The sequence below is a fragment of the Marinobacterium halophilum genome (assembly GCF_003014615.1).
Lineage (GTDB): Bacteria > Pseudomonadota > Gammaproteobacteria > Pseudomonadales > Balneatricaceae > Marinobacterium > Marinobacterium halophilum.
The window spans coordinates 32141-52304 of sequence record NZ_PYGI01000024.1; the positions used below are offsets into that span (position 1 = coordinate 32141).

At 57.1% G+C, this 20164-nt stretch carries 19 protein-coding genes and 1 riboswitch; of the genes, 10 read left to right on the forward strand and 9 right to left on the reverse strand.

The genetic code is table 11. The annotated features are described in order from the left end of the window. Nucleotides 1-50: 50 nt before the first annotated feature. Entirely contained in the window at nt 51-1604 is a 1554-nt protein-coding gene (locus CLV44_RS15275; protein ID WP_106592988.1) for a methyl-accepting chemotaxis protein, read from the forward strand. A 2-nt stretch (nt 1605-1606) separates the two neighbouring features. Here the strand turns inward: CLV44_RS15275 and CLV44_RS15280 are convergent, their stop codons facing one another. Then, on the reverse strand, nt 1607-2224 hold the full coding sequence (locus CLV44_RS15280; protein WP_106592989.1) for a LysE family translocator: 618 nt from the start codon (nt 2222-2224) through the stop codon (nt 1607-1609). 154 nt (nt 2225-2378) lie between these two features. Here CLV44_RS15280 and CLV44_RS15285 point away from each other — a divergent pair, with 154 nt between their 5' ends. Beyond that, a complete protein-coding gene (locus CLV44_RS15285; RefSeq protein ID WP_106592990.1) occupies nt 2379-3800 on the forward strand; it encodes an aminotransferase-like domain-containing protein in 1422 nt (473 codons plus the stop codon). Between the two features lie 84 nt (nt 3801-3884). Further along, entirely contained in the window at nt 3885-4067 is a 183-nt protein-coding gene (locus CLV44_RS15290; RefSeq protein ID WP_211298162.1) for a PLDc N-terminal domain-containing protein, read from the forward strand. Between the two features lie 5 nt (nt 4068-4072). On the opposite strand, the gene hypE is transcribed toward CLV44_RS15290, so the two are convergent. From hypE to hypF, 6 genes are read right to left on the reverse strand one after another with little or no spacing between them, the layout of a single operon-like run. Continuing rightward, nucleotides 4073-5128 (reverse strand): hydrogenase expression/formation protein HypE, encoded by a 1056-nt coding sequence (gene hypE / locus CLV44_RS15295; RefSeq protein ID WP_281257838.1) that lies wholly within the window; start codon nt 5126-5128, stop codon nt 4073-4075. Further along, on the reverse strand, nt 5125-6243 hold the full coding sequence (gene hypD, locus CLV44_RS15300; protein WP_106592991.1) for a hydrogenase formation protein HypD: 1119 nt from the start codon (nt 6241-6243) through the stop codon (nt 5125-5127). Before hypD ends, hypE begins: the two co-directional genes overlap by 4 nt. Beyond that, on the reverse strand, nt 6230-6487 hold the full coding sequence (locus CLV44_RS15305) for a HypC/HybG/HupF family hydrogenase formation chaperone (RefSeq protein ID WP_106592992.1): 258 nt from the start codon (nt 6485-6487) through the stop codon (nt 6230-6232). The genes hypD and CLV44_RS15305 overlap by 14 nt, the downstream gene beginning before the upstream one ends. Nucleotides 6488-6503: 16 nt before the next feature. Continuing rightward, nucleotides 6504-7307 (reverse strand): hydrogenase nickel incorporation protein HypB, encoded by an 804-nt coding sequence (gene hypB, locus CLV44_RS15310; protein WP_106592993.1) that lies wholly within the window; start codon nt 7305-7307, stop codon nt 6504-6506. Beyond that, on the reverse strand, nt 7307-7648 hold the full coding sequence (gene hypA / locus CLV44_RS15315) for a hydrogenase maturation nickel metallochaperone HypA (protein WP_106592994.1): 342 nt from the start codon (nt 7646-7648) through the stop codon (nt 7307-7309). Before hypA ends, hypB begins: the two co-directional genes overlap by 1 nt. Continuing rightward, nucleotides 7641-10013 (reverse strand): carbamoyltransferase HypF, encoded by a 2373-nt coding sequence (gene hypF, locus CLV44_RS15320; protein ID WP_106592995.1) that lies wholly within the window; start codon nt 10011-10013, stop codon nt 7641-7643. Before hypF ends, hypA begins: the two co-directional genes overlap by 8 nt. Before the next feature lie 238 nt (nt 10014-10251). Here hypF and CLV44_RS15325 point away from each other — a divergent pair, with 238 nt between their 5' ends. Then, nucleotides 10252-10641: a hypothetical protein gene (locus tag CLV44_RS15325; RefSeq protein ID WP_106592996.1), complete on the forward strand. Its 390-nt coding sequence runs from the start codon at nt 10252-10254 to the stop codon at nt 10639-10641. Here CLV44_RS15325 and CLV44_RS15330 read toward each other — a convergent pair. Further along, complete coding sequence (locus CLV44_RS15330) at nt 10638-11756, reverse strand: GGDEF domain-containing protein (RefSeq protein ID WP_106592997.1); 1119 nt, start codon at nt 11754-11756, stop codon at nt 10638-10640. The two genes, CLV44_RS15325 and CLV44_RS15330, sit on opposite strands and share 4 nt — an antisense overlap. A gap of 266 nt (nt 11757-12022) precedes the next feature. Between CLV44_RS15330 and selD the strand changes: the two genes are divergently transcribed. From selD to CLV44_RS15345, 3 genes are read left to right on the forward strand one after another with little or no spacing between them, the layout of a single operon-like run. Further along, on the forward strand, nt 12023-13057 hold the full coding sequence (gene selD, locus CLV44_RS15335; RefSeq protein ID WP_106592998.1) for a selenide, water dikinase SelD: 1035 nt from the start codon (nt 12023-12025) through the stop codon (nt 13055-13057). Further along, nucleotides 13057-14142 carry a tRNA 2-selenouridine(34) synthase MnmH gene (gene mnmH / locus CLV44_RS15340; RefSeq protein ID WP_106592999.1) on the forward strand — a complete coding sequence of 362 codons (1086 nt, stop codon included), beginning with the start codon at nt 13057-13059 and terminating at the stop codon, nt 14140-14142. Before selD ends, mnmH begins: the two co-directional genes overlap by 1 nt. A 29-nt stretch (nt 14143-14171) precedes the next feature. Further along, nucleotides 14172-15458 carry a hypothetical protein gene (locus CLV44_RS15345; RefSeq protein ID WP_106593000.1) on the forward strand — a complete coding sequence of 429 codons (1287 nt, stop codon included), beginning with the start codon at nt 14172-14174 and terminating at the stop codon, nt 15456-15458. On the opposite strand, the gene CLV44_RS15350 is transcribed toward CLV44_RS15345, so the two are convergent. Continuing rightward, nucleotides 15455-16858, reverse strand: a complete 1404-nt coding sequence (locus CLV44_RS15350; RefSeq protein WP_245912707.1) for an aminotransferase-like domain-containing protein — start codon at nt 16856-16858, stop codon at nt 15455-15457. The two genes, CLV44_RS15345 and CLV44_RS15350, sit on opposite strands and share 4 nt — an antisense overlap. Before the next feature lie 101 nt (nt 16859-16959). On the opposite strand from CLV44_RS15350, the gene ccoG reads away from it, so the two are divergent. From ccoG to CLV44_RS15365, 3 genes are all read left to right on the forward strand, one after another. After that, nucleotides 16960-18321, forward strand: coding sequence for a cytochrome c oxidase accessory protein CcoG (gene ccoG, locus CLV44_RS15355; protein ID WP_106593002.1), 1362 nt, complete (start codon nt 16960-16962; stop codon nt 18319-18321). A gap of 134 nt (nt 18322-18455) precedes the next feature. After that, nucleotides 18456-19061, forward strand: coding sequence for a LysE family translocator (locus tag CLV44_RS15360; protein WP_106593003.1), 606 nt, complete (start codon nt 18456-18458; stop codon nt 19059-19061). 10 nt (nt 19062-19071) lie between these two features. Next, complete coding sequence (locus tag CLV44_RS15365) at nt 19072-19887, forward strand: helix-turn-helix transcriptional regulator (RefSeq protein WP_106593004.1); 816 nt, start codon at nt 19072-19074, stop codon at nt 19885-19887. A gap of 64 nt (nt 19888-19951) precedes the next feature. After that, nucleotides 19952-20150: riboswitch (cobalamin riboswitch) on the forward strand. The last annotated feature ends 14 nt before the right edge of the window (nt 20151-20164 follow it).

The following is a 20164-nucleotide window of genomic DNA, read 5'->3' on the forward strand; positions in this document are numbered from 1 at the left end:
CAGCAATATGACAGGACATCGCATGACGATGTTCCAAAGGCAAAACAACCATGAGAAAAAACCTACCTATTACCGACAGTGAGAAACGCTTTCCAGAAGAGCGGAAGCTAATCTCCACCACGGACCTCAACGGTAACATCACCCACTGTAACGATATCTTTGTTGAAATCAGTGGTTATTCTCGTGAGGAATTAATCGGCCAGCCACATAACCTGGTTCGCCATCCCGATATGCCCGAAGCCGCATTCAAGGTTATGTGGGAACATCTCAAGGCGGGCAAGCCCTGGATGGGGCTGGTCAAGAACCGCTGTAAAAATGGCGACTATTACTGGGTTAATGCCTATGTCACCCCGATTACAGAAAACGGCAAACCGGTCGGGTATGAGTCCGTCCGCGTCTGTCCTCTACGCAAGGACATCGTACGTGCAGAGCGGGTTTATGCCGCAATCAATCAGGGCAAACGCACCCTGCAGCGCCCCCGCCTGCCGCTAAGCTGGGTCGCGATGGTTGCTGCACTGATTGTCAGCGCCGGGCTGTTCACCAATGGCTTCGAGATGTTTGCGTTGGCGCTGTTGGCAATAGCGGGTATCGGCTCCCTCGCCGCCGCTCAACAAGGGCATCGCCAACAGCTCCAGGATATACAGGATCTGATGCCTGCTTCATTCCGTCACCCGGTGGCGGCGGCAACCTATACAGACGATACAGGCCTGCTGGCTGCGGTTAAGGTGTCCGTGCTCAGCGAGCACTCACATTTGAATACCGTGCTGACCCGCATTGAAGATGCGGCACAGATGGTATCGGTCCAGGCGGGTGCCAGCCTTGCCGTATCCGAAAGCTCCTGTGGTGCCATGCGTCAGCAACAGCATGAAACCGACCAGGTAGCGGCAGCGATGCATGAAATGACCGCCACCATCGCCGAAGTATCAGGTCATGTACAGGAAACGGCCCGCAAGGCAGAAGACTCCAACGGTACCGCTGTTGCCGGTCGCCAATTGGCGGCTACCACCAGTGAGTCCATTGCGCAGCTTGGCCGTACCGTCAACCAGATTGCCCAATCGGTAACCGGACTCGCGGAACAGACGTCGCAAATTGCCCAGGCCGCCGAGATGATCGAACAGATTGCGGACCAGACCAATCTGCTGGCCCTGAACGCAGCGATTGAGGCCGCCCGCGCCGGTGAACATGGACGCGGTTTTGCCGTCGTAGCCGATGAAGTACGTCAACTTGCTCTACGAACGCAAAACTCCACCAAAGAGATTCATGACATTGTCAGCGACCTGAAAGCACGTACGGAAGCGTCGGTAAACATCGCCCATGAAGGACAGCAGGAAGCAGAAGCCGGCCTGAACCAGGTCAACGAAGCCGGAGAGCTGTTGAATAACATCTCTGAAATGATGAGCACCATCGCCAACATGTCGATCCAGATGGCGGCGGCCATTGAGGAGCAGGCCATGGTATCGGAAGAGATCAATGGTCAGATCGTCAACATCTCGACGCTGTCGACCCAAAGTTTGGACCAGGCGGAAGAGTCAGCCGCAACAACGCGTCAGTTACAATCGGTTGCGGCTGAAATGAAAGAGCTGGTGTCCGGTTTCAAACGCTGATCTCAGATCAGAATCAGCGCCACACAAGCGGCCGTAAGGCCGCCCATCGACAGATTGAACAGGCGCCAATGTCGAGCGGTTTTCAATAACCGCCCGACGCCTACGCCGAATCCTGCCCACAATGATATTGCCGGCACAGTCACAAGCGCCATCAAACCGATCAGCAACAACGCTGATACCAGAAAGTCCTCTCCTGCCAACGTGAACGAAGCCACTCCTGAAATCGCCATGATCCAGGCCTTGGGGTTGGCAAACTGAAAGGCGGCTGCCTGCAGGACCGATAGCGGTTTGTCATCTGCCTGACACGCACCACTCGGTGGCGCGGCTGTTGCGATTTTCCAGGCCAGCCATAGCAGGTAAGCGCTGCCCACAACCTTCAGGCTGGTTTGCAATATCGGCCAGGCGGCAAACAACTGTCCCAACCCCAGAGCCACTGCGGCCATTAATCCCACACAGCCAATTGTTACCCCGATAATGTGGGGTAATGTACGCCGAAAACCGAAGTTGGCACCTGATGCCGTCAGCATCATATTATTGGGGCCTGGTGTCGCAGTCATGCTGAAGGCAAAAACAATGACGGGGACAATCAGGGCTACCAGTTCGCCAGTAGCCGTTTGCATGGGACTCACCACTAATTGTAAGGGTTCAATTAAGCACAGTTAACGGCCATTTGCCGGTACAATCAACGATATTACGGCCCAAAACCAACAGCAATGGTTACTTTGTTACTGGTACAATCAATTGTATCCATGACAAACACAATGAGGGATTTATATGGATCAGCAGCAGCGGGCACGCAATCGCTGTCAGTGGTTACCTGCACTGGAATCACTGCCCGGCCCCCGTTACAAGGCACTGGTTGACCAATTGGCGGCCGACATGGCCAGTGGCGTGTTGCAACCCGGTCAGCGTCTGCCGCCGCAGCGCCTGCTGGCTGATGCATTGGGGGTTACCGTTGGCACTATTACCCGTGCATATCAGGAAGCCGAACGTCGTGGATTGGTTGAAGCACGTGTTGGCAGCGGCACGCGAGTAAAGGACCTAACCGAGGCACTGCCACACTTTCACCACTTGACTCGTGCGGGCCATGACAGCATCGACCTGTCACTGAGCATTCCGATTCCAACCCCCTTGCGCCAGCAGCAGCTAACCGTCAGTCTGCAGCAGGTTTCAGCCTCACCGGAAGCGGTGAATGCAGCACTGGCGTATCAGCCCGAGCAAGGATGCCCAACACAGCGTGAACAGCTTTGCCAGTGGCTGGCCTCCCAAGGGCTACACTTTGAGCCACAGGAGTTGATGCTGACCGAAGGCGGCCAACATGCCGACTTCCTGGCCCTGCAGACACTGGTCAAACCCGGTGAAGCCGTGGCTTCGGCAGCCCTGACCTATCCCGGCATGATTGCGGCGGCACGCCAGCTGGGGCTCAAGCATTTGCCCGTGGGTACCGATGCCGAGGGCATACGCCCTGACATGCTGGAGCGTTTGTGTCAGCAACAGCGGATTCGCCTGCTGTACCTGATGCCGGAGTACAACAACCCGACCGGTCATCACATGAGCGAAGCGCGACGGCAGGCGATCGTCGATGTGGCTCGCCGATACGATATGCTGCTGCTTGAAGATGGCGTTCAATTTGTCACCGAAGACGTTCGCGGTACGCCGCTTTACCGACTCGCGCCGGAACGGTCACTGTATATTTTCAGCGTATCCAAACTCTTGGCCGGCGGCTTGCGATTTGGCGTGTTACGGGCACCGATGAACCTGATGCCGCAGCTGCGAGTAGCTTTGCGTGCCCAGTGCTGGTCTTCTCCCAGTCTCATGGGGGCCGTAACCTGCCAATGGCTGACCAGCGGCGATGCGGACCGGCTGCTGGAGTGGCAATGGGAAGAGATACGTGCACGGCAAGCCCTATTGCGAGAGATACTGTCACCCTACGAAGTATCGACCCACCCCTGTGGCTTTCATGCCTGGTTACGTTTGCCCGAAAGCATGCGCGCGGCCGATTTTGTCCAGCTTGCCGATGCACGCGGCGTTACGTTGATTGCAGCCGAGCCGTTTTGCGTAGGCAGCCAGCCAGCACCTCAGGCTGTGCGCATCTGCATTACACCACCGGCAAGCCGTGAAGCACTGGCAGAAGGCCTGACGCGTATCCGCGCCCTATTGGATGAAGAACCGCTAATGTCAGCCCCGTTATTGTGAACAACGGCAGTATTGATCACGTGATATTCCCGAGATATTCCCGTGATATAGTCACCCCATTCATCATATTAGGGAGAAACATGCATGTTGAGTATTGAAGTCACTGGCTTGTTTGGTCTGATCATACTGGTGCTGGACGTGATGGCGATTATCAAGACCATACAGAGCCGCGCCAGTACGACCACCAAGGTTGTCTGGGTGGTGGCGATTCTGTTGCTGCCGGTACTGGGTCTGGTGCTTTGGTTTCTATTCGGTCCCAAACGCTAAGCAGGCTAGCAGATCCGGGGCAGCTGTTCCCCGATCGGCAGGTCCAGCAAACGCACTCCGCCCATCAGGGTGCTGATCTGGACACTGCCGGCAGGACCATCAAGCACTTCGCCAATGATACAAGCGTCACGGCCCGCCGGATGTTCACGCATCACAGCGACCATGCTATCCGCCGCCTCACGTGGTACTACAGCAACCAGTTTGCCCTCATTGGCGAAATGTAGCGCGTCCAGCCCCAGAATTTCACAGACGCCCCGCACGCTGGGCCGCACCGGAAGCTGGTCTTCAAACAGCCGGATCGCCCGCCCCGAAGCCTCGGCAAACTCGTACACCACACCAGCAACACCACCCCGAGTCGCATCACGCAACGCATGCACCTGCGGGCACACTGCCAGCATCCGTGCTATCAGCCCGTGTAATGGCTGACAGTCACTGACCAGATCTGCTTCCAGTGCCAAATCCCCTCGCGCCTGCAGTATCGCCGCGCCATGATCACCCAAAGTGCCGTTGACGATGACGCAATCTCCCGGCTGGCAGCGACTGGCCGCTAACTCAACGCCTTGGGGAATCACTCCGATCCCGCTGGTATTGATGAACATTCCGTCGCCCTTGCCTCGCGGCACCACCTTGGTATCGCCGGTGACGATACTGACCCCCGCTACCCCCGCAGCATCACTCATGGACGCCATGATTCGACGCAGGCGACTGATCTCCAGCCCCTCTTCAAGAATCAGCGCACAAGACAGATACAACGGCCGCGCGCCGCTCACCGCAAGGTCGTTTACCGTGCCGTTAACGGCCAATGTGCCGATATCACCGCCGGGAAACTCAAGCGGATCAACCACGTAACTGTCCGTCGTAAAGGCCAGGCGGTCTCCATGTGCGGCTATTTCCGCCATATCCAGACGGGCCTGATCCTCCAGCAACGCCAGCGCCGGGTTATTGAAGGCTTCAACGCAGATGCTCTCAATCAACTGACGCATGACCCGACCACCGGCACCATGCGCCAGCGTAATCAGGCCCTGATCAGAGGTGTTCGCATCGGTACTTTCGGTCTTCACTGGCTATCATTCCTTTGGTATTGAAAACAGGCGGCACAGGCACCTTCCGACGACACCATCAATGCGCCCATCGGTTGAGCAGGCGTACAGCCTGAACCAAACAACGGACACTGTTGCGGCTGCAGCTGTCCCTTCAGCACTTCACCACACCGGCATTCTGCCGGATCATCCACGCGTGTGGATCGCAGGGCAAATTCCCGCTCGGCATCAAGGGCGGCATAACGCGTGCGCAGACGCACCCCGGACTGGTCGATTTCACCCAGCCCGCGCCAGGCCGAACGTTCGCGCAGCTCAAATACCTCGGCCACGGCCTGCTGCGCCTGGATATTGCCCTGTTCATGCACTACACGGCTGTATTGATTGCCGACCTCCGCCCGCCCTTCCACCAGCTGGTCGAGCAGCATCAATATCGATTGCAGAATATCCAGAGGCTCGAAGCCGGAGATGATAAAGGGCTTGCGGTATTGCTCCGCAATGAACCCATAGGGCTCCAGTCCGATGACCATGCTGACGTGTCCGGGGCCGATAAAGGCATCCACGCAGACATCCTCGTCATCCAACAAGGCTTTAAGCGTCGGCACAATCGTGATGTGATGGCACAGCAGAAAAAAATTGTCGACCTGCTTACCCACCGCCTGCTGCACCGTCAGCGCAGTGGCCGGCATGGTAGTTTCAAAGCCGAGACCGAAAAAAACGACGCGCCGCTGTGGATTTTCCCGCGCAATCTGCAAGGCGTCCAAAGGGGAATAAACCATCCGGATATCGGCCCCGCCCGCCCGTGCCTGCTGCAATGTTTGCCGTGAACCAGGCACTCGCATCGCATCACCGAAGGTAGTGAAAATCACATCCGGCTGCGCGGCAATCGCCAGACAGTCATCCACATGCTCACGCGGCAACACGCATACCGGACAACCGGGACCATGGATCAACTCCAGTGTCTGTGGCAACAGTGCTTCCAGTCCGTAGCGAAAGATTGAATGGGTATGACCGCCACAGACTTCCATAATGCGGATCGGTGCCCGCGCCTGCAGCACTGGCGATGCCATCCGCTGTGCAATGCGGGTCAGCAGCTGTTTGGCCAAGGCCGGATCGCGAAACTCATCAACGAACTTCATCGGCAAAGGCCTCCAGTTCCGCCAGCAATCGCAGGGTTTGATGTGCCTCTTCAGCGTCAATCAGGCTCATCGCAAAGCCCACATGCACCAACACCCAGTATCCCAGCAACGAGGCAGGATCAGCTCCGGTGGGCAGCACACAGGCGAGGTTGACCCGCCGACGCACCCCCGACACTTCAACAACAGCGGTTAATGTGGCTGCATCATCGATCGCGACAATCTCACCCGGAATACCCAAACACATGGTTCACTCCTTGCGGCTACAGTTGCGCCTTGAGCGTCTGCAGCTCGGTTTCCAGCTGTTCGATACGGGCCTGCAACTGTCCCCGCTGGCGTTGTTCCAGCCAGCCGAGCCAAGACACCATGCCTTCGCCACTGCGCGCCGAAAGCTGGATAACCTCAATGTCAGGATTGATCCGGCGGGCATATTCAATGCAAGCGGTAACGTCAAAATCCACATACGGCAGCAGATCAATCTTGTTCAGCACCATCAATTGTGCAGCATGAAACATGTCAGGGTATTTGAGCGGCTTATCGTCACCCTCGGTCACCGACAGAATCACCACTTTCGCCGCCTCACCCAAATCAAATCCCGCCGGACACACCAGATTGCCCACGTTTTCAATATAGAGGACGCCGTTGTGCAAGTCGGGCAGCTGCTCCATGGCATGGCCGATCATATGAGCATCCAAATGGCACAGTGTACCGGTATTGATCTGCACCGCCTCGGCACCGGTGGCGCGGATACGGTCGGCATCCTGATGCGTCTGTTGGTCGCCCTCGATGACGGCTACCGGCCACTCTGCCGGTTGCTGCCGCAGGGTTTCAACCAGGAGTGCGGTTTTCCCCGACCCTGGACTGGAGACCAGATTGAGCACCAGCAGATTTCGGCGTTCAAAATCGTCTCGATTGGTTTTGGCGTAGCGATTGTTCTGGCTGAACAGATCCAGTTCGACCTGCAAGCGACACTGCTCATGTGCATCACCGGCAGGTGCTGCACCCGGTTGCGTCCAATGTTCATGCTTATGTTCACGCGGGTGATCACAGCCACAAAGTCCACACATCACTCCACCTCCAATTCTCTGACGCTTAGCGTTTCACCCGACACCACTTCTAACTGGAACTCACCGCAGTGCGGGCAAGGCTGGTAACGCTGCTGAATATCCGTTTTGACTCCGCACGCACGGCAATATGCTTCGGCCGGCAGCCTGATGATATGCAGCTGCGCGCCCTGCGCCAACGTGCCATGACTGGCCGCTTCAAAACCGAACTGCATCGCCTCTGGCACTACCGCCGCCAACACACCGACTTCCAGCCAGATCTGGGTGACCCGACTGAACCCGCTGACAGCCGCCTGCTGTTGCAGCTGATCAATCAACGCTCGGCATAACGACAGCTCATGCATCGTCACCGCCTTCCCGTTGTAGCATGGCCAGTGCCACCAACGCCTGACCCAGACTCAAACCGCTATCATTACAGGGCACCTGCCGATGCCGTAGCACACGGATACCGGCATCATTCAACAACTGCTCAAGACGGTCGGCCAACAGGGCGTTTTGCATCACCCCGCCGGTCATCACCAAGGTGTCATAGGGGTGATCCTGCTGGAGCCGCAATGCCAGCTCCGCCAACCCATCGGCCAGCCCCAGGTGAAAGGCCATCGCCATTTCAGCGGGTGTACGCTTGGCCCTCATATCGGACACAACCTGTCGCCATACGGGGCGGCTGTCCAGTTGCAGACCCTCTGCGGTATCGAGCAATGCCCAGCGATATGGCACTACCTCGCTGCTGCCACCATGGCGCAAGGCCAAGGTCTCCAGCGCAACTGCTGCCTGCCCTTCGTAACTGATAGCTTCAGCATAGCACTCCAATGCGGCAGCCATCGCGTCGAACAACCGTCCAGCCGAGCTTGTCAGCGGTGCATTCACGCCCTGTGCAATCATGCGCTCAATGGTTTCCAGCGAGTGCGCCGCCAGCCAGGGCCAGATATCCGCCGTGCTCGCCGGATCAACCCCTGCAGCCAGCAATTGCGCCACCAGTACCCGCCACGGCTCACGCACCGCGGCAGCACTCCCCGGCAAGGCACAGGGCCGCAACGAGGCCAGCCGCTCAACCCCGGTATAACCACCGTATAGGAACTCACCGCCCCAAAGTCCGCCATCCTTACCGTATCCGGTGCCATCAAGGCAGATACCCAATACCGCTGACCCCGCCAGTGGATAGGCATACTCCCCCAGACATGAAGCAAGATGGGCATGATGATGCTGCACCTGAAGAAAACGCTCTGCTTTAATGGTTTGTGCCATCATCGTCGAGTGATACCCCGGATGCCGATCACAGACCACTAGCACAGGTCGGTGCCGGTACAGTTGCCGGTATCGTTGACGGGTATCGATTGCCGCTTCGTGAATGGCCAGCGACTGCAGATCACCAAGATACTGACTCAGAATGGCCTGCCCGCCGTTGACCATACAAAAGGTATTTTTAAGATCACCGCCCAGCGCCAGCACCTCGGTGGTCGCGGCGAAGCCAGGCGGGAGCGGCAGGTGCAACGGTGCCAACCCACGACCGGGACGCACGGTCTCGGCTTGACCGCTGTTTGCCTGAATGCGCATGACCGGATCATCAACCCGATGGCTGATCCGCCGGTCATGGAAAACCAGTAGATCTGCAATTTCGCCCAGCTGGCACCGTGCCATCTCATTATCGATCACCTGAGGCATACCGGAACGGTTACCACTGGTCATCACCAGCGGGCCATCCACGGCCGCCATCAGCAGATGATGCAAGGGCGTCGCCGGTAACATGCAGCCCAGATATGCCGAGTCGGGTGCAACCTCGGCCGATATCCCTGTTGACGGACGGCTGGCATCGGGATGACACAGCACAATCGGGGCCGCTGCTGAAGTCAGCAAGGCCGCCTCTTCCGGGTCGAGATCGACATGGGTACGCATGTGGGCCAGATCACGGAACATCAGCGCCAGTGCCTTGGCTGGTCGCTGCTTGCGCTGTCGCAAACGGCGCACAGCAGAAGTGTTGTCGGCCGCGCAGCACAGGTGGAAACCGCCCAGCCCCTTGATCGCAACGATCTGCCCCTGTGCCAATGCCGCTGCCAGCAAGACAAAAGGGTCGTCAGCTTCCAGTCGTTGACCCTTCCCTGTTTCCAGCCACAGGCGCGGGCCACAATCAGGACAGGCGTTGGGCTGGGCATGGAAGCGTCGCCTGGATGGATCGGCATACTCGCGGGCGCAGGTTGGACACAGCGTAAACGCCGACATCGTTGTACGTACCCGGTCATAAGGCATGCCCTCAATGATGCCGAGACGCGGGCCGCAGTGCGTACAGTTGATAAAAGGATAACGAAAACGCCGGTCGGTTGGGTCAAACAGCTCGGCAAGGCACTCAACACAGGTCGCTGCATCCGCTGGCACGGTGGCTTCAGCCTCGCCGATTGCTGAAGGCGTAATCTGAAAGCCCGGCGCGATAGCGTTCAGCACATCTGCCGCCAGCGCCACAGTCCGAAGTTGTTCGACCCGTGCCAACGGCGGCAAGCGTTGCAATAAGACCTGTACGAACCGATCACATTCCGACGCAGAGCACAGCAACCGCACCCGCACACCCGCCGCCGTATTGCACACATCACCGCATAACTGCAGCGACACGGCGGTGCGCCAGACATGTGGCCGAAACCCCACCCCCTGAACCTGGCCCTTGATCTCAATGAGGTAACCCGTATCCAGGTCCACGGCATTTGCCGAAGTAAAGGCCATATATGCTCCTGCAAGATCGGGTGTCAGAACCATAATGAATCATTTCACCATAGCAACAGCTGAAATGCCTTGCCAGCAGGCGGCAACCGTTTGCCGTCCAGTGCAGGTTTAAATCCATCGCATCTGCAACACCTGCCCGTATCAGCAGCAGCCGGCCTCCACACGCATATTGGAATGGTTCTTGCTAAATTATCGCGGACAGCACGTGAACTTCATCAGCCAACGGAACGGACACCCGATGAACATCACCACCAAACCGCCTGAATTACTACCTTCAAACTTTGAGTACAGCACAGGGCCGACGGCCTCCGATAACCGCGTTTTTGCCGACATGCTGGCACAACAGATCAGCCAAACGGCAGCCGACCGTACCGAACAGGCCCGGCAAAGCACCACAGATACCCAAGATGCCAAAAGCAATACCCGTGAGGCATTGATGAGGATGCTGGAGATGACACCGGCCGAGCGTATCCGCTACAGCCTGCTACACAAGATGGGGCTGACAGAAGCAGAACTGCTCAACCTGCCACCCGATGTGCGGATGAAGATTGAAGCGATGATCAAGGAAGAGGTTGAGCGCCAACTGGCGGGCACCGATGGGGAGCCGCAACCGCCAGCATCGACCTAGTGCGGATTTGCCGGCGGCTCGTCCTGCTCCTGATTCTCCACCTTCACGATGCCTTGCTGTCTGTATTGCTGCTTGTCCAGATACATGCGCTCGTCGGCTATCCGAATAAGCTCTTCCGCCGAGGCATGCTCGGCCGGACACGCCTGGACATACCCGCCACTGATGCTCAACCCGGCTTCATGGCGGTTGACCTCGGCAATCAACCGCTTGCCGTAAGACTGTCGGGCCTGTGCTTCCGTACAGCGCGGCAGAATAATACAGAATTCATCGCCGCCATAACGGAAACAGTAGTCCTCAGTACGTGAAATCAAGCGAATCGCATCTGCCACTGTACGCAGAATTTCATCCCCGCGCTGATGACCTTCTTCATCATTGATGCGTTTGAAATCATTGATATCCAGAAACACCACCGTCAGCGATTCAAGACGCCGTTGAGCGGCGCGCAGGCACTGGGTCAAGGTTTCGACCAGATGGCGGACATTTAACAGGCCGGTCAATGCATCCGTGCGCGACATCATTTCCAGTTGTTTGGTTCTCTCTTTGACCTTGTCTTCCAGTTCACTGGCGTAGCATTCAGACTTCTCTTTTGACGCCTCTATCTCAGAGATCAAACTGCGGATATAGGTATCAAACACCAGCGATATATCAAACATGAACAGCTTTTCTACCGACATGATCATGTGGCGCGCTTCAGTCGCATCCGGTATGAGCCTGGCCAACAGCGCGTTCAGCAAGGTTTTAAGCTGATGTATAGCCGCCAGATACAACTTTGGCTCAACCCCTATCCGCTTGTGAACCATACCGATACGCAGCCGATTATTGACATACTCGATGTCATAAAACCCGCTGAACAGATCAATCACATAGGTGCGCTGGGCTCCACGCAGACGCCGCAAGGTATCCGCATCACCGATCAACAATGCAATTTCCGGCACACTCGTCTGCAAGTCATAAAACTGATGTACCAGGCGATCCACTTCACGCTCGATCATGGGCTTGATCTGAGCCAGCCTCTCGCAATCAGCCGCTGTAATCGAAAACAGCGTCTTGCGATTATCAATTTCCAGCTCAGTAATGCGCATCTGTTCCAGAAGGGTCTGTTCGGTTCTTCTCATTTAGCTTATCCCTGCTGCGGCACCCAATATTCAGACACGAACACCATGGCACCCTATCAACTATAGGCAACACCCGTAGCCTAACATTCCGTATCAAATAAGTTACACAAACCAAAACATCACATCCAAGTGTTTCAGTATAGCTCTGCACTGACTAAACACCCGATTATCCCGTGCCAGATGCCAGCCCTGCTGATATCCTTCGACCTCAACCGCTTCGTTTGGTTACTTTTTGTTACTTTCATTGATGCTTTACAGGGTGATTCATGACCGCTCCCATTCGTCTGACCCAATACAGCCATGGCGCTGGCTGTGGCTGCAAAATCTCTCCCGCTGTGCTGGACACCATCCTCTCCGGCAGTGGCAGCCAGACACTGGACCCGCGGCTGTGGGTGGGCAACGCTTCACGGGATGATGCAGCGGTGTATGCGTTTGATGAACACACCGGCATCGTCTCGACCACCGACTTTTTCATGCCCATCGTGGATGACCCCTTTGATTTTGGCCGCATCGCCGCAACCAATGCGATCAGCGATATCTACGCCATGGGTGCCACACCGATGATGGCGATCGCCATTCTCGGCTGGCCGATCAACCTGATCCCGGCGGAAGTGGCGGGAGATGTTATTCGGGGTGCGCGCTCGGTCTGCGAGCTGGCTGGCATGCCTTTGGCGGGTGGCCACTCCATTGACGCACCGGAGCCGATCTTTGGTCTGGCCGTCACCGGACGGGTTGAAAAGGCTCAGCTTAAACGCAACGACACCGCCAAGGCTGGTAACCGCCTCTACCTGACCAAACCCCTGGGGATCGGCATTCTCACCACGGCTGAAAAACAGGGCAAGCTGCGCACTGACGATATTGGCGTTGCCCGCGATCTGATGTGTACGCTGAACCGTCCCGGGCAGCATTTTGCTGCGCTCGAAGGCGTCTGTGCGATGACCGACGTCACCGGTTTCGGTCTGCTCGGTCACTTGGTTGAAATGGCTGACGGCAGCGGCCTGACCGCTCGCCTGCAGTATGATGCCGTCCCCCGAATTGACAGTATTGAGTACTATCTGGCCGCAGGCTGCATACCCGGCGGTACCGGTCGCAACTTCGACAGCTATGGCCACCGCGTCGCTGCCCTTAGCCCTGCGCAGCAGCAACTGTTGTGTGACCCGCAAACCAGTGGCGGCCTGCTGGTTGCCGTAACCCCCGAAGCCGAAGCCGCGTTTCTGACCTGCGCCAGCGAACTGGGCCTGTCCCTAAGCCCCATTGGCGAACTGGTTGCCGCTGGTGAATATGCCGTCGAGGTTTGCTGATGAGCGCCAGCAGTGCCGATTACCGCAGTATCTTTCTCAGTGGTGAGCCATTACTGGATACGCGCGCGCCCATCGAGTTTGCCAAGGGAGCCTTTCCGACCAGCCAGAACCTGCCACTGATGACCGATGACGAACGCCATCGCGTGGGTACCTGCTACAAACAGCACGGTCAGGACGCCGCCATCAGGCTCGGCCACCGTCTGGTGGATGGTGACATCAAGGCGGCACGAGTACAGGCGTGGGTGGCATTTGCCAACGCCCATCCCCACAGCTACCTGTACTGTTTTCGCGGCGGGCTGCGTTCACGCACCACCCAACAATGGCTGCGTGAAGCCGGTGTCGATTACCCTTTAATCACCGGTGGCTACAAGGCACTGCGCGGCTTTCTGATCGACACCCTGGATGCGGCAGCGGCACAGTGTCAGTTCGTGCAACTGGGTGGATTGACCGGGTGCGGCAAGACTGAGCTGCTGCAACAACTGAACAACGCACTGGATCTGGAAGGCCGGGCTCACCATCGCGGCTCCAGCTTTGGCCGCCACGCCCGAACACAACCGACCCAGATCAACTTTGAGAACAGTCTGGCCATCGACGTGTTGCGCAAGCGTGATACTGGCATCAACCAGTTTGTCATCGAAGACGAAAACCGCGCCATTGGCAGCTGCCACGTACCGCTGGAGCTGCATCGCCGGTTTATCGATTCGCCGCTGGTCTGGCTGGAGGAAGAACATGAACGGCGTGTAGAACGTATTTTGCGCGACTATGTTGTTGAACTGTCAGCCGAGTTTATCGCCCTTCAAGGCAGCGAGAGCGGCTTCGACGCCTATGCGGCGCGATTGCGCCAGAGCCTGAAGAACCTGATCAAACGCATGGGCAGTGAGCGTTATCAACGCTTGGCGGCCATTATGGATGAGGCACTGGCGCTACAGCACAGCACCGGCGCAACCGAAAGGCACCGCGACTGGATCTCCGCCTTGCTGAACGAGTATTACGATCCGATGTACCACTTCCAGAGCGAACGCAATGCCAGCCGCATCATCTTCCGCGGTAACCATGCCGAGGTACTTGCATACCTGTCGCAATAACTATCTGAATCCATGGAATGGAACACCCAATGAAAATCACACTGATCGTTCTGGTCATCCTGATCTCAAGCGTGACCAGCATCATCATTCAACAACAGGATGATGATCTGCTGCCTGAAGTGACCGCCATGCTGATCACGGCAGAGCCACCCGAAAGCAGCCGGGCCTATACCTATCTGATGGGTATTCACAGCGCTGCCGGCCAATCACCAGCAGCAACGGGCCACCGCCTGCTAGCACAGATCCGTGAGCAGGAGCAGAGCGCCGCACCCTCATCGGTATCCACTACGCTGAACGATGAATTGGCGCTACCGGAAGGGCCTTTGTTTTGCCCGTTCAAGCAAACAGGCTGCCTTGAAAGCCTGTTTGCCAATGAAGCAGCCTTAGCAGCGGCGGTGCAAGAACACGGGGAACTGCTCCAGCGGTGGCAAACATTCCTCTCAATAGATGATTATGCTGTCCTCACCCGACCGCGGTTATCTGAGCCTTTCCCGCACTATCAATACCTGCTCAAGGCCAGCCGACTGGCCATCTTGCAGAGTATCCGCAACGCCGTGACAGGCACACCTGACACAGCCCTGCAGCAATTGGCATACACCACCGCACAGCTACGACGTTTGCTGGCGCAGGAGAGTCATCTGGTCGGCAAGATGGTGGCCGTTCAATTACTCTCCGACCAGATCGATGCCACCAACGCACTGATCTCCCGTTTTGAGCTGCAACCGGCACGCCAAGTTTCACCGTTGACCGCCGCAGAAAAAAGCTTGGCAAAGGCTATGGCGCGTGAGCTGGCAGGTGCCGCTTTCCTGTATCAGCAGATGGATGGACGACCGGATTTACTGAGCCAAACATCGGACATACCGGTCTGGTTCGTGCATTTTCTGTTCAAACCCGGCATCTCTACCAATGCTCTGTTGCCGATCTATCAGGATTTCGTGATCAGTTCGGAACTGTCACCGGCAGAGTTTGTAGCCCATATAGAACAGAGCTCAGTTCCTCAGCCTCAGCAACATTGGATTCGGAACCCGGTCGGCACCATTCTGAACAATATTGCGCTACCAAACATGCGTGAATATGCGGCCAGAATGCATGACTTGGAGCTTAAATTCAGGCTATTCAATGCCCTGAACAGCTTGAACAACAACACGCAGAACGCAGCGACCAAGCGGTTTCAGAACCCCTACTACCCGAACCTTGACGCCTCTGTTGTTCTGGATAAGGACAACACGGTCTGTCTGGATGGCCCATTGCCCGATTCACGAGGCATACGCTGCCTGCGGGGGTTCATGGGAACAGCATCAAGGGCAACGCCCTAACCGATACGCTCAATCAGCGTGGCCAATCGGGCCAGGGCTTCCAAGCGGCTATTATCCCAGGGGTGAGCAAAGCTCATTCTGAGGCAGTTGCCAAACTGGCCGGTAATTGAAAACAGCGGCCCCGGTGTGATCACCACTCCCTGCTCCAGCGCCCGGTGGTACAACGACAGCGTATCCACCGGTTCCGGCAGCTCCAGCCACACAGCCAACCCGCCTTCCGGTCGGCTGACGCGGATATCCATCGGCCAGCTGGCCAGAGCGCTTAACAGTTGATCACGGCGGTTACGCAACTCGGTACGCTGGCGGCGTACATGCGTGGCATAGCTGCCATCGGCCATGAAGTCGCTCACACCCTGCTGCAAGTAACGACTGCTGGCCAGCTGTGTTACCAGCTTCAAATGCTGGATGCGCTCATGCCAGCGGGCACCGGACACCCAACCCAGGCGTAAATCCCGTGACAACGATTTGGATAACGAACTGCACAGTATGACCCGGTCTTCGGTATCCAGCGCCTTCAGCGGGTCAGGGATGACACCGAATGCCGTATCCGCATAGATATCATCCTCGATCACGACCAGATCATGGCGGTTGGCCAACGCCATCAGTCGTAGCCGCGCGGCCGGTGGCATCAACGCACCGCTTGGCGTCGCAAAAGCCGGTGAGACAATACAGGCCTTGACCTTCCAGCGCGTCAACACCTGCTCAAACGCATCAAGGTCCATGCCCTGATCACTGGACGATGGCACCTCCACACCCTGCAGTCCCAACTGCGCCAGTAACTGCAACACGCCATAGAATCCCGGTGACTCAACCGCAACCACATCGCCACGCTCACAGCTGGCCATCAACGCCAGAAACAGGGCATGTTGGCACCCTGAGGTGATACACAGCTGCTCAGGGCTCACTGACCAGCCTCGACGCGATGCATGCACGGCAATCTGCTCTCGCAGTGCCCCATCACCGGCCGGTTCATCATAATATTGGTAGTCATTCCCCTTCTGCCGCCGCAAGGCGCGGCCAATACACCGGTTAAGCGTAACCAGAGAATGTGGCAAATCTCCAGCCTGTGGGGTCGGTAACAGATCAAACGCTGCACTGCGGCGCATGATATCCAGCAGCACATCACTCACCGTCACCGGTCGCGGCGCGGCGATCTGCGTTGGGACCGCTGGCGCCTGGGTTTGTACCGGTCGGCAAGTCACAAAGTAACCGGATTTGGGGCGCGCCTCGACCAGGCCCAACGCTTCCAGACGCTGCAAAGCGTGCATCACGGTTGCCTTGGACAGGGATTTTTGACTGCAGAGTTCGCGTATCGATGGCAAGCGCCCGCCCGGCTGCCAGCGCTGTTCCTGAATACCCTGCAACAGCCATTGCTCAAGTTGCTGATAGCGGTACGTCAACGTGACCTCATCTGTTCCTATCGTATTTATATTTTTTATACCTGCACCCATCAGAATTACAAGCGTAATCTTCCGCCATTGTCTGCCAGCGGATCATCACCATGGAAAAAATACCGGTTGTTCAAGAACACACCCCGACCTTCGCCAAGGACGGGAAATTTCATGTACGCCTCACCGAAGGTCGCTTTCAAAACCTGCGCCGATTAACCACCTGGCCGATGATCGCCCTGTTTTTCGGGCTGGTATGGGTCCAGATAGATGGCACTCCATGGCTGCTGTTCTCATTTGAACAACGCCGCATCATTCTGTTCGGCAATGCCCTGTCATGGCACGACCTGCCTTTACTGGCGGGAGTCATGATCGCGGGAGCCTGCCTGCTGTTTTTCATGGCCGTTGCCTGGGGACGTGTCTGGTGTGGTTTTGCCTGTCCACAGAGCATCTGGACCTGGCTGTTTATTCGCATTGAAGACTTCACCGAAGGCCGCGCCAATAAGCGCAACAAGCAGGATAAAGCGGGACTGACGGCAGAACTGTTACTGCGCCGTAGCGCCAAACACCTGCTCTGGTGGTTACTGTCACTGGCGACCGCCATCACCTTTACCGGCTATTTCATCCCTGTGCGTGACATTGTCGACGGTTTCATTACGCTGGGTTTGTCACCGGCCTTATGGGGCTGGCTCCTGATCATGACCGCGCTGACCTACGCCAACGCGGGCCTGGTACGGGAAAAAATCTGCCTGCACGCCTGCCCCTATTCCCGTTTCCAGGGGGTAATGTTTGACCGCGACACCCGCACCGTCACTTATGATGCGCAACGTGGCGAACCCCGCGCGGCCAAACGCGGAAAAAGCAGCAACAGCGGCGACTGTGTGGATTGTGGCATCTGTGTGCAGGTGTGCCCCACCGGCATCGACATCCGTAACGGCCTGCAAGCGGCCTGTATTGACTGCGGTGCCTGCATCGACGCTTGCGACACGGTAATGGACAGCATCGGCAAGCCTGCAGGCCTGATCCGCTTTGCCTCTGAAACCGAGCTGGCGCACGAAGCACCGCGTTTCCTGCGTCCACGCCTGATCGGTTACGGCGCGGCCATCGTCTGCGCATCAGCAGCCGTACTCTACGGCTTTACCGCAACCAGCAGCCTGTTGGTAGAAATACGCCGTGACCGTAACGCCCTGTTCATCCAGCTGGATGAAGACACCTTCTGTAACCTTTACCACGTCAAGGTGGAAAGCTTCAGCGACTCTGATCCAGTCATCAACGTTGCCATCACTGGCGACCACACGTATGAAGTGTTCGGCCCGGCACAGCTGGAGATGCAAGAGAGCAACGCAACTTGGGTACCCTACCGTATCTGTGCAACCGATATCGAAAGTCCACGTTCTGAACTGGTCTTCAGCTTCAACGGCCAGACCCTAACCACCTCGAAGGCTACAACGTTCCTCGTCCCGGCAAGACAATAGCCACAAAAGACAACGGCCTGCGCTATCACTCAACGCGGGCCGTTTGCAGCCAGGGAGTTGACCGCAATTTCGTTCAATACACCTCAGGTTGCCCTGATTAGACTGTCCGCCTCATCACTACCGAGGCACCCCTCATGCTCAACACGATCCTTTCCATGCTGGCATTTGCACTGATTGGGGCGATCACACCGGGTCCGGTCAACATTATTGCAACCAGCTCCGGGGCAACTTACGGCATGGTTCGAACCTTTCCACATGTACTCGGAGCCACGCTCGGGTACACGCTGGTGGTGCTTACATCCGGTTTTCTGGTTGCCCAGATGGGGCGGCTGCTTCCCCTGTTCACAGAAGGGCTGCTGTATCTCGGCAGTGCTTTTCTGCTGTACATGGCCTATCGTATTGCAACCATGCGCCCGCTTGACACGCTTGGTGAGGTAACGGCGATCACAGCTCCCAAGCTGACAGAAGGTGCATTAGTTCAACTACTCAACCCCAAGGCATGGATGGTATCCACATCCGGTGTGGCGCTCTTTGTCAGCAATCAGGCGGATAGCCTGCAATGGCTGCTGATTTTCGGGACCGTATCATTTTGCATGTGCTTGCTGGGCGTAGGGTTTTGGGCTGTCGCAGGGCAACTGTTTCACACCCTGCTGGGGAAGCCCGGTCGCCAGACCGTCTTTAACCGCGCCTTGGGCGGTATATTGGCCGCCACTGTTATCGTTATGCTCACAGAATCATAAGGAGCTCGTCATGGACAAGGACAGCGTGCAACTCGCCAGAAGCAAGGCACTGCCCTGCATCGACATGCGCCGGGCCAACCAGTCCTCAGCCTGTTATCAGGCCCATGCCCATGATGAATTTTCCTTTGGTACCATTGATGCAGGCAGTGCCAGTTACCGCAACAGCGGCCAATGCCATCAGGCCAGCAAAGGTATGCTGGTTACGATCAATCCCGGTGATGTACACGCCTGCAATCCGGACCGGGGCGTTTGGTCCTACCGTATGCTGTTTATCGACACGACCTGGCTGGGACAACTTCAAGCCGAACTGTTTGCGCCCTCGACCGTCGATTATCGTCCGTTTCGCGCCGACTATCAGACGGGTGAACACCTTTATCAAGCGTTTGACCGCCTCTACAACCAGCTGTCACACCCATCTCAGGCATTAGCAGCGGAAAGCGAGCTGATCGAATTTATCTGTCCTCTGCTTGCAGGCAATCCCATCAGCATCAACGCACGGCATAAACGCCTGCCCGAACTGCAGCGCGTCAGTGAACTGATCATGGACCGTCTGGAAGATAATTTGACGCTGGAGGTCTTGAGTGAAGCCAGCGGGTTAAGCCGTTATCAACTGATCCGCCTCTTTCGACAACATTACGGCCTGCCGCCACATGCCTGGCAGCTGGATCAGCGGATTCGTCGTGCCCGCACCTTATTAAAGCAGCCACACACGTCACTCGGAGAGGTAGCCCTGCAGCTGGGCTTTGCCGATCAGGCGCATTTCCAGCGCCATTTCCGTCAACGTACCGCACTGACACCGGGGCAGTTTCAGGCCTTTTTCCGCTGAAATAGCCCGTCGGTCTGCACAAGGTCTGTTCGGGTTATTGCATCCATGTCTCGGCCTCTGTACTCTGCCGCATCGATTTGCAGGTGCCCTGCCGCTTTATGCGCGCCGGGATAATCGGGAAGTCAGGTGAAAATCCTGCGCTGCCCCCGCAACGGTAAGGTGTTGTACCCACCAGAAAGCCACTGTGCACAGCATGGGAAGGCGGTGGGGTGTCGGTAACGACCACACCAAGCCCGGAGACCGGCCTGCAATGGGTGGCACCCGCCTGGGTGCCTGA